The sequence below is a fragment of the Tenacibaculum sp. MAR_2009_124 genome (assembly GCF_900105455.1).
In the GTDB taxonomy this organism is placed as follows: Bacteria; Bacteroidota; Bacteroidia; order Flavobacteriales; family Flavobacteriaceae; genus Polaribacter.
Genome location: NZ_FNSF01000008.1, coordinates 1 through 17,203 on the forward strand (window position 1 = coordinate 1; position 17,203 = coordinate 17,203).

Annotated in this window: 12 protein-coding genes; all 12 read right to left on the bottom strand. The window is 34.2% G+C overall.

Annotated features, from left to right (window positions below; translation table 11 throughout):
• On the bottom strand, positions 1-380 hold a 380-nt coding region (locus BLW23_RS19885; RefSeq protein ID WP_143032239.1), incomplete at its 3' end, for a hypothetical protein.
• Positions 352-993: a hypothetical protein gene (locus BLW23_RS19890; protein WP_143032240.1), complete on the bottom strand. Its 642-nt coding sequence runs from the start codon at positions 991-993 to the stop codon at positions 352-354. The genes BLW23_RS19885 and BLW23_RS19890, both read right to left, overlap by 29 nt.
• Positions 994-1,055: 62 nt before the next feature.
• Positions 1,056-1,589, bottom strand: a complete 534-nt coding sequence (locus BLW23_RS19895; RefSeq protein ID WP_255362850.1) for a thrombospondin type 3 repeat-containing protein — start codon at positions 1,587-1,589, stop codon at positions 1,056-1,058.
• 190 nt (positions 1,590-1,779) lie between these two features.
• Positions 1,780-2,187 (bottom strand): hypothetical protein, encoded by a 408-nt coding sequence (locus BLW23_RS19900; RefSeq protein ID WP_093673230.1) that lies wholly within the window; start codon positions 2,185-2,187, stop codon positions 1,780-1,782.
• Entirely contained in the window at positions 2,114-3,544 is a 1,431-nt protein-coding gene (locus BLW23_RS19905; protein WP_093673232.1) for a hypothetical protein, read from the bottom strand. The genes BLW23_RS19900 and BLW23_RS19905 overlap by 74 nt, the downstream gene beginning before the upstream one ends.
• A gap of 397 nt (positions 3,545-3,941) precedes the next feature.
• On the bottom strand, positions 3,942-4,247 hold the full coding sequence (locus BLW23_RS19910) for a hypothetical protein (RefSeq protein ID WP_093673234.1): 306 nt from the start codon (positions 4,245-4,247) through the stop codon (positions 3,942-3,944).
• 350 nt (positions 4,248-4,597) lie between these two features.
• Complete coding sequence (locus BLW23_RS19915) at positions 4,598-4,951, bottom strand: hypothetical protein (protein ID WP_093673236.1); 354 nt, start codon at positions 4,949-4,951, stop codon at positions 4,598-4,600.
• Complete coding sequence (locus BLW23_RS19920) at positions 4,882-5,949, bottom strand: DUF6443 domain-containing protein (protein ID WP_093673238.1); 1,068 nt, start codon at positions 5,947-5,949, stop codon at positions 4,882-4,884. Before BLW23_RS19920 ends, BLW23_RS19915 begins: the two co-directional genes overlap by 70 nt.
• Positions 5,906-6,187 (bottom strand): hypothetical protein, encoded by a 282-nt coding sequence (locus tag BLW23_RS23390; RefSeq protein WP_176829893.1) that lies wholly within the window; start codon positions 6,185-6,187, stop codon positions 5,906-5,908. The genes BLW23_RS19920 and BLW23_RS23390 overlap by 44 nt, the downstream gene beginning before the upstream one ends.
• Before the next feature lie 18 nt (positions 6,188-6,205).
• Complete coding sequence (locus tag BLW23_RS19925) at positions 6,206-6,937, bottom strand: LolA3 family protein (RefSeq protein ID WP_093671736.1); 732 nt, start codon at positions 6,935-6,937, stop codon at positions 6,206-6,208.
• A complete protein-coding gene (locus tag BLW23_RS19930; RefSeq protein WP_093673240.1) occupies positions 6,927-10,292 on the bottom strand; it encodes a leucine-rich repeat domain-containing protein in 3,366 nt (1,121 codons plus the stop codon). Before BLW23_RS19930 ends, BLW23_RS19925 begins: the two co-directional genes overlap by 11 nt.
• Positions 10,293-10,352: 60 nt before the next feature.
• On the bottom strand, positions 10,353-16,544 hold the full coding sequence (locus tag BLW23_RS19935; RefSeq protein ID WP_093673242.1) for a hypothetical protein: 6,192 nt from the start codon (positions 16,542-16,544) through the stop codon (positions 10,353-10,355).
• Between the last annotated feature and the right edge of the window lie 659 nt (positions 16,545-17,203).

The window sequence follows — 17,203 nt, forward strand, 5'->3', positions numbered from 1 at the left end:
TCTACAGTTAAATTTTCTTTAGCTGCTGCTAATGCCTCAGTTGTGTATTCACGAATAAAACGCTTTCTCTCTTGAGCTAAATAGTTTAAGTAATTCTCATTAGTATTGGTACTCGATAAATTCTCCGCCAAATCAAGACAGGTGTCTCGTAAGGGGATCCCTTCAACTTCCGTTGGTACCAAAGCTTTCGGTGGACAAACCTTTGGATTGGCTTTTCTGTAAACAATATTTACATAGTTTACCCAACCTCTCTTATCTGTAATATTAGGATCCAGTAAGTAATCTCTATAACTTGAAATTACCGATGCCATTTTATCATACCCGTAATTTAAATAGGTGTTTCCAAAATCATTAAGAGATACAAAAATACTTATTATCAATAGAACGCTGAACGGTTACTTCTGTATCTAATGGAAGCATTACCTCTAAATAATTCAGATAATCATTGATAATGTATCCGAAATTCATCGCACAGAAATAATCTCTTCCTTCGTTAACTAAGGGGTACTCTGGTAGGTCTAAATCCTTAAAGTCATTACTTAATGTATAGCCTTCAATGTTTGTACCCATTACTTTAAAGGTACCTCCATAACCATCATCTACAGTTCGTTCAACAACACCCAACTCTTGAACAAACCTCGCATATTCGTTATCACAACTCACTGGTTCAACGGGTTGTGGAATACAATTACAATCAGGTAAAGTAATCTCATCTGGGTTTTCTTCTACTGGTTCTTCTGGTGTAGGAATTGAAAATGTAACTGGGATTTCTTCAATATTATTCCTAGAAATTAACTTCCCATAAAAAATATTCTCATTGTTATTAACTATATCTAAAGAAGATCTAGTAGTCACAGAGGCTCCAAAATGATTCCATTGTTTATTTATTATATTGCAAGTATCATCACTACGATAAGTACCTAAGGTACCTGGTTGTTTATGACCAATAGCAAAAGAACATGCATAGATTATACTCCCATCCTTCTTTGTCAAAATTAAATTCATTAAAATTCTACCAAACTCATTAAACTCATATCCTCTAATTTCATTTACACTTAAAATATCAGAAAGATTAAAATCATTACTATCAGTTGCGAACTCGAAATAAAGCCATACGGCTTCTTCACTCCTATCAAGTCCATAAATTCCTGTAAGAGGTGAATAATGAATCTTAATTTGATTAGGCGAATCGAGGTTATATAAGTTCTATATGTTTTTATTAAAAAGTTTTGTTGATATGATTCTCCTAAATTAAAATCTACTACAAAACTATCTATTGGACCCGAAGTAATTTCAATCGAAGTTTCGGTCGAAGCAGGAATATTATTAGGGAATAAATCTATTAATATTCTTTCAAAATGATTTATCATTATCGGAATATTCTGATGTTCAACAACACAATCGGGGGCATTCAAATCACAAACATCACCAATACCATCATCATCTGAATCTAACTGATCTGTATTTGCCTTAGTTGGGCAGTTATCACAAGCATCACCAACGCCATCTTGATCTGTATCTAACTGGCCCGGATTATATTTCCTAGGACAGTTATCACATATTCGTATGCCATCTTTGTCATAATCCAATCCTGTACTATCATCACAACTCTCATCACATAGATTACCTATACCATCACCATCTGTATCAAGTTGACTTGGATTATACGTATTTGCATTAGGATTTTGTGGGTCTGGTGGACAAATATCACAACCATCGTCTACGCCGTCCTTATCTAAATCTTGCCCTGTAGCATTTTCTCCACATGTATCACAAACATCAACGTTTTAAAATGCTATCATTAGGGAGTACTATAATTTCTCCAATACCTGCTGTATCTATTCCTGCGCTACTATTTACAAATTGACATTCTCCAATAGCTAATTTGGTGGTTCCTGTAAATACATAATCTCTTGGACGTTGTCCGTCAATAACCTTTGCTAGAACCTCGAATTTATACAAAATACTTCCATCAGCCTGCTCCTCATAACCATCATAAAATACGTTTTCAAAGTTTTGTACTAACCATCCACTATTACCACTAACACTATAATTACTCCAGCTTAATCCTGTTGCACTAATATCTAAAACACAGATTTCTTTATCGTCAATTTTAATCGAACGAGTGTGTTCTCCTGTATTTACACTTTCTAAAGAAATTTGACTCTGTGATGGTATGTTTTTCAAAATCTTGACCATGCACTCCTTCAAATATACTTCTGGTTACGTACTGCCCTCTATAAACAACATCAAATCCGTTCAATGCTAATTTCTGGCCATTTTGATCACTTACTTCATCATTTACAATACCATCTAAGGTGTACTCTAAATCAAAGGCTTTTGGACACTTTCCTGTCTCTGCATATTGGTTATAACTACCCTCTGCTTGGTTCTCATCTAAAACAGTTTGAGGGTCCGATTGAGAATCATATAAATTATCAATAGGGATAAAACGCTTTTGGCGAGTTTTCCATAATGCGCTACCTTGACAATAATAAGTCCTGTCTGTAGCAAAAACTAAACTACTTTCAACATCATAGGCTGACAAAACTTTTAAATAGTTTCTAACTGTGCCGTCTCCTTCTCCTATACAATCATTTAAGAAACTTCTGTTTCCCGCTGCAGATAAACTATGAACATAATGGCTCAAGAAAACATGTTGAATTTTATGTTTCAATCCTATATAAAAGCTTCGGTAGGTAATCCATATTTTATTCTTTATAGCATCAGAAGCAAGAGCATCAACTGTTGACCAACTAAAATTGGATACAGGCGTAAAATCGGTAAGACCATTATGTGTAACCGTAATATAAGCCGCTTGTAACATACCAATATCAATACCATTACGACTCATACCGTCATACTTAGTAAATGCAGAAGTCATTATTCGATTTCTCTGATCTCTACGCTGCTCATCATAGGCTCCTTGCATAGATAAGATCAATTTAAAATATGGATCCTTATCTTGTAAAGTAGTCAACCCAGCTGTTAAACCAGCATCTTTTGCTAGTGCATAAGACTCGATTTGATTAAGATATGAATCGTATCCATAAGTATTCAACTGAATATCTCTGTTTCCTTGAATCACTGAATTATATACACTAACATTACGCTTATGACATAATACTTGCGAATAACTGTAATATATATGCTCTGGGTGGTTAAATCTAAGCTGCTCTGCCCATGAATCTTGCCAATATCTTAGAAAATCATCTAAACGTTTCAACTTATGAGGACGTACATACTTCTTACCATCAATAACCTCATGATCATTTTCAACTAAGGTTTCGGGTTTGTTATTCTCATCTAATTCAATCAAAAAAGGATTTCCATACTCATCTTTATAATATCTATATAAAGGATACCTCCATGTTTTTGGAGTTGAGAATGGGGAACTAATATTTACTATAGGTAATATATTATTTTCATTGAAAACACTAAGTTCCCAACCATCTCCATTTTCTTCTGTTTGTCCATATTGACCTCCAGGCTTTAAATCTCCAAAAATCAATTCTTTATTGATGTCACACCCATCAAACTCCATCTGATAATCTCTACATGAAGCCTCACAAGCCGCCACACCTTCTTCAAATTGTTGTTGATAGGTCTTCTCTAAATTTCGTGCTAAAGTTGCTTGGGTATTTGTTAAAGTACTTGGAACCTGTAATACAGTTCCTTGATATTCAAAACCAAGGCTACTCGGGTTACTCGCATCAATATCAAAATACGTATTTAATAAATCTTTTACATACTCTCTTTGAGCAGCATCATAAGCCTCTGCCGTATATTCATAAGTAATATTCTCATTAAAATCCTGAATAGCCCATAACTCATTTCTGTTTTAAGTTAAATACATTTTAAACTTAAATTATCCCATTCCAATTCTCCATCGGCATTATAACGAATACTTTCATTTAGGATACTTGTCTGGCTGCGCTAATCTATCTAACACAAAAACTGTTTTGTCTTTCTATATAGGTATTAAAAGAATCATAAGGTATATAATTATTATTATCATCTTTACGATAGATCGTCATTTCAATACCATAGTCAAAAATACATAGCTGACATACATCCAAACATCCTGCTAAAGATATATTGGTTGCAAAAGCATTTGGATCTACATAACACGTGCTCGTGCTATCTTTTAAACTTTCAATATATTGATCTGCAAAATAGTTTAAAGAATCCTTATTTACTTGTAGCTTTTTAGTCACAGAATAGGTTCCAATCTTAAGATTACTCAACTGGAAATTCTCTGTAACTCCTGTTGCATCTATTATTTTGATTTCTTTGGATAGAATCTACATAGGAAGCTATATACTCTGTACCACATTCGTCTTTTACTGAAAATCCGAAATCATATACAAACTTGTAATTCTCTGTGTTTAACGTATCACACTGAATCACATAATTAGTATCCTTGTTAAAATTGTAGTTGAAGGTGAATTGAGTTCCATCTTCTGTTGCTATAACCTCCTTGGTTGAGAGTAATGTATCGTCTAAATTCGATGGCTATAAGAACTGGTTGATCTATTGTTTAAAATATCCGCCGTAAGGGTTTTGTGTAATACCCCTAGCGAATCTATTTCATCCTCTAAGGGTTTAATGCATCTGGTGAATTCCCTTTTAAGGCTGTAGCAATAGTACGCCCTTGTGCATCAATATAACTAACACTGGCCTGACCATTAGGATCTATAACTGTATTTTTCTTGTAATGCTTTAAATCACCTACATTAACGTCTCCAAATAATCGAGTAAGTTCTTCACGACTCATTGGTGTTTCATAAAAGTATTTCATCTCATGATCCGTTCCCAATTGATGTGTATCTCCTACACCTCCTTTTCTTCGAATCCTTCCTGTATTATCTGGGGTATATTCTATTTGTGAAAATGGAAATCCTTTCGCATCTGCAACAAAATTCTGCCATCTGTTGGTCGTATCTTCCAATACATTGCTGAATAATACTTACTTGCCCCTTTACTTGTTGACATCTCCGAACGTGGTGTAGCACAGTTCGGTAAATCTAAATCAAAATCTCTATAGGTATAAACCGAGTTGCTATTGTTTAAATTAAAACTATCATAATACTTCAATGTATCACTAGCCACTGGTACAGGTAAAACCTCTACTGCTGGACGACCTTGATAATCATAAATAACTTCTCCTACAACTGCCTTGTCTGTACTGTTTATCTTGGTAACTGTTTGACGGTTACGTAAAGTTCCATCAAAATAACTAATCACTTCTTTCTTCTTTCCTTCTTCTGCAAAAGACATTTGAAGCTGCCAGTTCTTTCTTGACTCATCATGACTTGACACAGCCGTATTTGGCCAATCTGCAACCGCGCTTTTTGCTGCATTTGATCCACTCCAATTAGCAGTATAAGTAACTGTTGGATTGTCTACAAAACGCCCCACTGCTCTTACTCTTGCTAAAACATATCCCGAATTATAAATATTAGGAATCTTGTAACTTGTGCTCTTTGTTTGAATTCGTGAGTTATTGTAGGAAAAATCTTTATCTGTAAATGGTAAAGCTACTGGCTCTATAACTGTAACATCTGTAACTTCTTTCTTATAGTTATCAACCCATGTCCATTCTAAATGATACTCCTCTGCTCCTAAAACAGGTAACCATCGAAATTCAACCTTTGTATTATTGTCCGATGGTGCTACAACTAAGCTATAATTAGGATTCTCTGATATAGGATGAACAATATCGTGTTCTGACCATGCCTTGATATAAACATTTCCAGGGTTTCCTATAACCGTTCCTGAACTATCAACATAACTAACTCCTGTAACGATCACATCTGCTGCAAAAGACGATATTTTATGTACTACCTTATCATGTAAAACCTTATTCTTATCAACCTGATTCCCTTCAACCCTTAATGTCGTTTCATAGGTCGAGGCAGCATCTGTTTTGTGGGGTACCAAACGCATCGAGCTTGGTTACTCTTAATTGAACCGTTGTAGTGATATCCTCAAATGGAGCTTGATCATTTATTATACCAACCTCCACAAATGTCTTATATGACAAAACTTTAGATTCTGTACTACTTATAAAATCTATCGAGCTCTTTAACTCCTTATTTAATTCAACTAGTTCTTGAGAAAAGGAAGTAAATCCAATCAAAAACAAGAGTAGAAAATGGAATAACTGTAATTTTATTTTTTGCATCATAGTAATTTTTTCCCTTTATATTTTTACTAATTCATAACCCTTATACTTCGGGCCAACAACTTTTTTTCCTTTTACATCCTTTATATAACTACCAACATCAAAAGCTTTCTTCGATATTGAAAAATTCGACATCCGGTAACTCTCATAAACAATCTCTAACTTGTAATGATCATAATCAGGGTTCTGGTAATCCTTCGAAAAATTCATCTTCGAAAAGTATTTAAACAATTGACGCTTGATTAAGTAAGTCTTCTTATCTAAATCTATAATGAGAGAACTAAATGGTAATTGTGTTAAACCTTTAGGTTTAAATTCCAATCGATAAAAACTCTCTGTCTCTTTTAGTAAACTAACATCAAGATATTTATAAAGCTCTACTAAATTAATATCGTATTGATTTGCATTGGCTAAAGGCTGGCTTAAAAGCATCGCCTTCTCTTTATGATTGATCTTGATATAATTTGACCCTGTACTTATAATTTCTGCCTCTCCCATATTACTATAAGTATTCCCTTGGCTTTTATACAAAATACCCGTGACACTATCATGGGGTGTTGTTGATTCTGAACCTTTATAAATCTGGTAACTTATGGTTACCTGATATTCCTTATGTGTCTTAAGGGATGCAGCGTACCTATCCATAAGTGCGGACGCCTTACTCCTTTGTGCATATCCTCTAACAGTTAGAAAAAACAATAAAAACAATCCTATCTGTAATATTACTCTTCTACTATTATTACTTCGCATTGCTCGATCTTGTTTCTTGAATTGTAAATATTCCTTTCTTTGTTTCCTTCTTTACGCGTACCAAACCGCCTTCTTTATCATACTCATAATATGTAGCATAGTTATTCTCATCCAACTCTGCCATGAGTTTCTTCGTATCATCGTCGTAAACAAAACTCTTCATACTTCCATTAAATGGATAAATACGGATATCATCAAAATAACTCGTTACATCCGCTGAAGTGTTTTTTAACTCTATCACCAAGTTATTTACTGCGGTTTGATCTGAACTCTGATAACTATTGATCTTAAAAATACCTTCGATGCGTTGCCAACCATCAATAATATCGCCTGTAGGGTGAAAATCTCCTATAAACACAGGTTCCTCTAAACTTCCTGACGCCAAACCAACGGTATACAATCGAATCGCCGAACTTGTATAATTAGATGACTTGATTCCTGCTACATTCTTCTCCTTTACCCAACCACTAATCATATACTTCTTCTCATAAACAGGACGGAAAGATCCAGCATGTGTGCTCTCAATAGTAGCTAATGGCACTGGAGTAATTACAGGTGTCTCTGACACAAATAAAGTAATTGGACGACGCTCTAGAGTTAACCCAGTAACAACACTATTGGTTGCCGTAAAATGATACACACCTGCGGCCGACTCCTGAACATTGTTTAATACCAAGTCTTTACTTGTTGCTCCTGATATAGCTACCCCATTCTTAAACCATTGATAACTATTATTAGAACTAGTTAAATCAGTACTAGATAAAGTAATAGACCTCCCTGATTGAACTACTTTTTCCTCTACAACATCAACCTTCGCTTGAGGTGAATAAATATATCTCGAAATCTCTGTCTTATAATTCGTGTGATTACTCTCAAAATCTGAAAAAACTAAATAATTATCACTAAAAACAAACTCTAGTAATGTATTAATCAAAACCGTATTACTTATCGGAATACTTCCTGAGAGCTTATTTTTATTGATATATAAAAACTTCAACTTAGTAAGTGTATTAATACTTGTAGGTAAAGAAGTCAATAGATTCTCATGAGCTGCTAAAGTTTTAAGATTTGTTAAGTTCCCTATACTCTCTGGTAGTACCGTGATTTGGTTTCTGTTTAAATAAAAAGTCTCCAAACTTGATAAATTACCAATACTCTCTGGAAGTACTGTTAATTGATTTTCATACAAATACAACTTCTTTAAACTTAAAAGGCTCCCTATACCTGTTGAAACTCCTGATATCAAATTACTTCGTAAGTCTAAAACACTTAAACTCGATAGATTACCGATCTCACTAGGAATAGTACCTGATACATTATTACTTGTAAGTTTTAACTCTACCACTTTATTATCAACTCCAACTGTTACTCCATACCAATCACAAACAGGAACCCCTAAACTCCATGGCTTATTCCCTGAAACTGTATTCTTCCAATTAGCTCCATTGGTAGACGTATAAAAACTCCATAAAGCATTCTTCTCAGCTTCCGAAACTTGGCATTTTGGTACAGATACTATTAATGTTATTGGATGACGCTCTAATGTCAAGCCCGCAACAATACTGTTCGTCACTCTAAAATGATATACTCCAGAATCAGACTCCTGAACATTGGTTAATACTAAATCTTTATTCGTTGCTCCTGATATAGCCACTCCATTCTTATACCATTGGTAGCTATTGTTTTGACTTACCATTTGATTACTTGTCATAGTTACCGTTGTTCCAACAAATTCTTCTTTCAACTCCTCTTGATCTACTTTTGATTGAGGAGAATAAGAAAAGCGTCTTAATGTAGGTATGGCGTTAATTCCATTATAAATATTCTCAATTGTATTAAAATTTAAGTTATTTTTTAAAATGTATATTTGAACTAAACGAGTTAAATTAACATAACTAGATGGAATTTCTTTTATTAGATTATCTTCTAGCCTTAACCATTTAAGTTTCGCAAGATTCCCTATTTCGGAAGGCACACTGATTATCTTATTCCCTAAAAAACCTAAATAGGTTAGATTTTGTAAGTTTCCTATACTTGATGGTACATCTACAATTTCATTATTATTAAAATCCAATCTATTAAGCTTCGTAAGATTCCCTATATCTTCAGGTATTGTAGGAATTTTATTCTCATTAAAATCTAACCATGTTAAATTTGTTAACCCTGAAATACTCTGAGGAATATTATTTATCTGATTATAATTCGCTACTAAATATTTTAAATTGACCAGACTCCCAATTGTAGAAGGAATTGAGTTTATTCTGTTTCTTTCTAGATACAATGACTGCAACAGAGTCAAGTTCCCTATTTCATTAGGGATACTGCTCAATAAATTAGATTTCAAAAGTAAATATGTAAGCTTCCTTAGATTACCTATTTCATTAGGCAAACTCTCCAATTTATTCTCACCTAGGAATAATGCTGATAAGTTAGACAAATTACCCAAGGAACTCGGCAACGTAGTAAATTGATTTTTGTCTGCGTTAAACCAAGATAACAGGGTTAAATTCCCTATTGTTGAAGGTAAACTTTTAATACGGTTACCTCTTATTGATAGAGAACGTAAATTCACAAGGGTTCCTATTTCATTCGGGACGCTAGTTAATATATTATCGTTCAAATAGCAGTAAGTTAAGTTTGACAAACTTCCAAACTCAGCTGGTATTGCATTTATCTTATTCCCTCCTAAATCAAGTTGATAGAGCTTACTCAATTTACTTATTGAACTTGTTATTTCTCCATCTAGGTAGTTCTGTCTCATCTGTATTTTAGTAACGTACCCATCACTATCGACGGTTACACCAAACCATTCAGAAACTGGCCTGTCCAATGACCATGACTTGTTATTCGCTAGAGTATTCTTCCATTGGGAACCATTCGTAGCTGTATAAAAGTCCCATAATGCTTGCTTCTCTTCTTCCAAAGAACTTACCGAGAACGTCGATCTAGTAGAAAAGGTAGTTATTCGCTGGCTTTGACCAGATTTCAGTGTTCTCACTCTGATTTTTTTGTAAAACTTACGTTTTTGACATTTTAGTTTTACATAGAAATCATAAATTGTATTAGGTTTAAGACCTGTTATCAGTTCAATATTTTGGTTCGTACGAATTCTTTGTACCCTTGCTTTTTTATTTTTTGGCTTAAATCCTTTTAGTCCATAAATTATTATAAAATCGTTATTGTCAGTTATACCAAACCAATTCAATATAACAGAATCTTCTTCGATTTGGGAAGCCGCTACTTCGTATATCGCTTCATTATCACAAATTTCTTTTTGTATATCTTGAGCTTCCATGGTATTCATCATGAATGAGAGAAGCATTATTAGAAAAATGTATGGTTTCTTATTTTTCATAGTTCGATACTCTTTTAAAGCCTTGTTTTTTCAATATCATAAATTAAATAATCTTCTTTATTACTTAGCACATCTTACATCAGCACTTACATCTTTAATAGCACTTTCTGAAAATTTAAATTTAAGTCGAATAATAGAGGGGGGTTGTAAAACATTTCCTGAATTTTCACAAAGTATTGGACAAAATGCTACTGTAATAACCGACTTACCTTCAGTATTCAATTTGACTGATCGGGTCCAAGCGTTCTCTTCAAGGACATTAGTATCAAGTAAGGTTCTCGTTTGAGAGGTTGTTGAACCATTAGTTCTCACCTCAGTCATCATAACCCCCTCATGTTCAGAATCACCAATACTTACATTTCCATATATTTTATAGTTGACTGTTTCATTCGGATTTCCAACAACTGTAAAAACTCTTCTATAACTAAAAAAAGGATCATCATGGCAGATAATATCGACTGGAGTTCCTCCGTCTGTAATTGTAATATCACCATTAGGTTCGTCTACACAATCCTCAACTATATTTGGGTTGACGTCATCTAACTTCTTTATTAAACTAACAGACTTACTAGGTTTTACTTCAATACTCTTTCTTCCTGTATGTGCCTCCTGATCAGTAACCATTGACGAGCTCTCTAAACTAAATGCATCTACAAAACTAAAGTGATTCACGGATCTTCTCTCCGCTAGAGATAATTGTAAGCTCGGATAATCCTCAAAACCATCATAACCTAATTCTTTGTATGCCGTATTTGAAGCCACAGCCGTAGGTAAAGTATACTTATATCCATACTGAGCCGATGAATATCTATTTAAAGCATCTTTATTCTCTAATTCTACTCCTTGTGGGGCGTATTGTGTTACCTCACTTGCAAAAGTCCATTTTATTGATGAATGTTGATTGATCGCATTACTATTAATCTCCCAACCATTATTGTACGAATAAAAAGGCGTGAAACTTGTAAAATATCCATCATCTCTAGTATTTGGTTCATAAGAATTATAACGTCCTGTCAAATAAGCCCAAGACTTCTTTGCCTTCCAATTACCTCTTATATTATGAACATAGGGATTGATATCATAATTATCATAAATTTCTAATAATTTATCTTCATTCAACTCACCCAATTGTTCATTCGTATATATTGAAGAATCTATTACAAAGTACTTGTTGTTATTCTGATTTACTGGTTTCCAAAAATCACTATATTGAACAGCACTTGCATTGATTATCTTCGTTTCTTGAGGGTTGTTATTTAAAAACGAAGGTAACTGACTTCTATAATTGTTGTTTTGATCAACAATTGGGTTCTGCTTTGTAGTGATACTTGCCATTGATGCTGATTGTAAATTTCGATGTGAAGAGCGACCTACTTTGAAAAACACCCTCGCCGTACTTGCTATTCCACTCTCTCCTCTGCAGTCATTTAAAATTTCACCCTCTTGATTCATTAAGATAAATTTTGTTAAATCAGAGGTTTCCTTTTTTCTTATGATCCAAAGCTTTTCTGATGTTGGCAGCGGAATTATTGCTCCTCCTAAACTTATATTATTTATAACAGTCGCATTCAACTCATCTCCTATATCAAGCAGGCTTGAAAGGTCGCTATCATTACGACTCAAAGAAAAGGTGTTCCCTGTATTATCTCTAACTAATTCTCCTGAAATCCCGAGGTTTCTTGAGGCACTTGCCATTCCATAATGTTTCCAATATGCTGGATAATTCATATTGTAATAATGATCCCCGTATTCATTCTTTGTTTTGGTTACTAATACTTGTCCAGATTCTGCATCCCATGCTAAATTCTCTGTTGATACTTGCGCACCTAAATCGTAAGCTATCTTCTTCTTTAAAATTCCTTTTCTCTTGATAACCTTTGTTGTTACAGCAGAACGAAATACATTCTCGTTGCTTTCATAGTTAGGTAATGGAACAGGTACTAATACTGGCCATATAAAAGCCAAGAACCCTGCTAAATTTGTATTTACCCCTACAGTAACTTGTCTGTTATAATTTGACCTAAAATCATTCACAACATCATATGTCACTCCTAAAGATACTTCCGAAATATTTCCTTGGTTATTTATTATACGTTGGATATTATTTAATGAACCATCCGCTTCTAAATCATATTCATACTTTACTCCAGAAATCGGAGAGGTTCCTGTTTCTGTATATACCCAATTGCCTAAAGGCTTCCCATTCATATTATTGGCCTCAACTACAAATCCTTGTGAAGCTGTTAAATGATGCTTTACACTAAAACTTAAAAAGCTACTTACAGCCCCAGGAGGGTCATTATGCAAACTTTCCTTTGGTACTAAATCTGTATGAGATGTCTTTGTCGGAAAATCTTTCGATGTATAAAATTGATGTTCTACTTTTCCTGTTGCATGTTTGCTTATACTCTCGTGAGTTAAGTTTTTAACCATGACTCTTCCATAGGTAACGGTTGGTGCCGGGAAGAAAGACTCTCCTATTGGTTTTTCAACATAATTAGACTCCATTGGAGCAATAACCGCCTCACTACCGCCAGTTTCTCTGTTATAGACTGGAATTACAAAAGGATTCTCTCTACTACTATTTGGCTCAAATGTTGCCACACCACTTGAAGTGTTATCTTCATTTTTATATACATACTCATGTCCATAAAACTTTTTATATAATGGGTCTCCATCATTTCCTGTCATTACGTCCCAATTATCGCTCATTTGAAGTTTCTTGATTCGCAAACCTCCTCCGTATTTTTTTGCTATAGGATTATGCAATCGAATCCATGACTTATTTGGCTTAAAGAATTTAGCACATGATTTCTCTCTCAGCACCTTATTTGGCCCCTTTCCTATCTCGGTATAAGCCCCTATGGAAGCTACTATTTCTTTAACTATAGCCGTAAAACCAGTACCTGAGGAGTATTGACCATGATCATGATAAACAATACGATTCATATTATGACGTCCAAAATACATTCCTGCTTTTGAAATTGGGTTAATAGGAGGATCACCTTCTTTACCATCTAATCTTAAAAATCTCATGGGAATACTTAAATACTCATCGGTATTATCTGTAAACTTCAATACTGATCGTGAATCATCTAAATGTAAATAGCCGCTCACATAATCATATTGATAAACATACGTTTTGGTCATATTCAATAAAAACTTAAAGTATATAGGCTCTTCTTCCAACCCTCCAATAAAATCAGCTACTTCCTTATTTTTAAATGCCTCTGGTATTTTTACATAGATGTATTTATTCTCTTGATTATTGTTGTATAAGGTATTATTCGTGATTTCAGAACTTGTTGGGTTTTGAGAAGAACCAGCTCCAGTAACTTGAAATAACTGCATCACTTTTTTATCTTGAACAAATTGATAATCATCTGCTTCATAATCTAACTTTAAATCTCCTCCTGATGGTAATTGTACCGTAGTCAAAGACCAAGCAACGGAATTGTCATGTACCGTATTTTGATTGGGATCATTTGTTTGAGCAATTTGTTCTGTATAAGGGAACTCCGCATTCGAAGGAACACCGTCCAAATTATCTCCATTTCCTTTATTCTCCTTGAAATTACCCCATATATCATATCCCTTTATATGGTAAGAAGGATTGATTGTTTTATCAAAAACACCATTACCATCAGTATCGATTTGCCCATAATCAAATTCATAAGGCATATGTCTTCCCATATGCGAATCTCGATACGTAAAATATAACTTCTTTAAGGTTAACTTTCCTCCTTGATTTAACTCTCCTGGAGTACTTATTCGAGAGTTATTAGGTATCCCTCTACATAACGAATAATCGTATTCAAAATGAGCTACCTTGATTGGTATAGCATTTGTCCCTAATTCTTGATATTCTTTTTTAGAATATAGCGAAATACTATCTATTCTTTTAGTCGTTGCGATTCCTCTTCCTCCATTTTCATCTATAACTCCATAACCATCTTTTCTGTCAGACAAAGAAAATATAGCGATATGAGTTTTTGTTTCTATTTCATTTATATAAACTTGCTCACGTTCTCCATAGATATAGTTCCCCTTTTGATCATTAGGGTGTGAATACAAGCCTCTATTGAAAGTAGCCGTATTTTGCGTGTATGGCACTCGCCAATTATATTTATAAGGTCGCTCATAGCTAAACTTGGTATAGGCTCCAAAATCATCATCAGTAGGACCATTACCTGTTACATCTTCATAATCCGATGACAACACAGAGCTAATCAAATACGAATGCGCATGTGCTGGCGTTGTGATTCTATTGAAATAATTATCTACTCCTTTACCATTACTAGTACTGTTATCATTTTGTGGAGTTTCATCATTTGGAAATGGATCTGGAATGTAAGTAACAAGTCCTTTATTATCATCAACCGTTGCTCCTTGACTAACCGCAAAGGTTACTTCTTTTTTAGTAATGTTATACGCTGGTAAACCATAAACATATCGACTACCGTCAGGTTTTAGCACATTAAATCCAGCTGTATGATGAGGCTTCCCATAGATACTGGTTCTAAAAAAACCATTGTAATATTGCTGTGCTTCTTGCTGAGTAATTTTTTGAATTACTTGATTTCTAAGCAAACGGTTTTCACGAATCTTAGTCTCATTAATACGCAACAATGAGTTATCATTTTTATGGTAATTACGAATTAAAGTTCTATTATGTTTATTACCTGAAATTCCTAAACGAACTGGGTTGGTGCCTCCTGTGCTTGTATCCGAATACATCCCTCCAGACAGTTGTTCATAGTCAACATTCATATCTCCATTGTCCTTAAAGAAAACCTTTTCATATGCCTTTCCTTGAGAATCCGTTTTATCCGTAAATTTGTTCAAAGCATAATTCCCCGCTTCTACCGCCCAATTCTCGGATCGAGAATAGGTATCCGTATTATGATAATCAACACCCAATGCAAAAACCCAACCTCCTTCTGCTTCTGCTCCAAACGTTGATCCATCTCCTGAATCAACAACTCTTGTATCGTTTAAAAAACCTATTTGTCCTCGATGAGGCCTAAAGGCTCCTCCAACTCCTTGCCCATTAATCACGTAGTTATCATAGGTATAGTTCGTTACCGGTAAAATAGTGGTATGTTTGTTGAAATTCCGATCCTTTTCTCTAACGAAATCTAAGATTCCGTTAATCGTATCTTTTTCATTCTTCTCAGTATACTCATAACCAAAAGCAGCAACAGGTCTATCAACATGCTTAGGGTGAACACTTTGTTCAGAGCCATAACCTGTCACCTTTACTTGACCACTAATACCAAATACAGTTCCTCCAATAGCCGCGCTATATTTTGACTGCGTTGAAATCGTAGCAACTCTTTTATTTGGCGTAAAAACCATATGATCATTTAATGGAATACTTCCACTATGACCAATACTTCTACTTTTATTATTGGACAATTTTGTTGCTTCCAATCCCGCACTTAAATTTAAAGTGCTTATGGCCTTCCTTGAATTAATGGATAAACCTATACTTCCACCTCCATCATAACTATATTTCTTACCTTCTATTTTTTTCGACAAACTTACTACTGGGCTTATCGTTGGTCCATCAACAGCGGACGCCGAGATATCCATACCGACACTCGCATTTTTTGCTAATTTAATGGAAACTCCCAATGAAGGCGTAGCTGAATAACCACTATAATTATTATACTCTACTCCCAAGCCTATGTTAACATTAAGCAAACCAGAACCTCCTCCTGAAGAATTTGAATTATTTCCTGAACCACCAGAACCTCCTGAGTTACCAGAACCTCCTGAGCCTTTAGTTCCTAATTCTTTAAGACCAAAAAACGAAGCTCCTAAACCAAAATGCGCTCCAAATGTTTTGTTAGGTTTAAAATAATTTTCATATCTCATTTGGTCACCATTCTCTTGGCTTCCATCGAAATCATCAGGCAATCCTCTCACACTTCTTTTAATATGTCCTACGTTCAGGTTCCATCCTAAACCTACCCAAGAAGCCTCTTGGTCCATATTAACTCCTGAAGTATAGGCCAGATTGAGCGGATACCCACCCACATCCATTATGGGAATGTTATAATTAAAGTCTCCTGATGATAAATCAACCATATCAGTGGTTCCTATGGGGGTAAAAGCATTAAATTCGGGTTGAGACGGCCCTCCTGTAAGAGCAAAGGCACTGTTAATAAAGGTTTGAGGAAATATCAAACTCAATGCCATGTACACCGATAAAGCCTTACTGGCTCTACTAGTCTTAGAAATTTTCATAATAAGTAATTAGCAATATTTAAGCAATCTGTTAATAATCTTTCTTACAATTTTAGAAGTAAACTCCTAGCAATTAATTTGTTATAAAATTAGATTAATATTTCGGTTTTCCAAAAAAAAATTGATTTAATTATTTTGAAAAATTGCAAAATAATCAACACAGCCTCTATTTTATTACGTTTATAACGATTCTTAACCTTTCATATTTTCAAAAAAACACCACTTTTTTAATTCTTATATTCCTTTTATAACTGACAGAAACAAATTCTATATACTTTTTCAAAAAAAAACAGAATAGTCCACATATTTAATTCGAACTAGTATTTATTTTTATTATTGAAAACTACATAACAACCTATTTAGTATCGTGAATCCCCGAATTCAACAAACTAATAATCAACGGACAGAATTCCCTAAAGTAATTCGACAGGTATACTATCGATCTATAAACTTTAAAGCTCATAAATAATCTATTGTACAACAAGTAATAGTCTTGGTACAAGGTATTCGAAATAAAATACCTAGTATAGGTGTTAAAAAGTTGTATTATATGCTTAAAGAAGAGTTATTGCGTTTAAAAGTAGGTAGGTATAAACCATTTCGAACACTAAGAGTTAACCACATGTTAATCGTTCCTAAAAAAGTTACCATAAGACTAC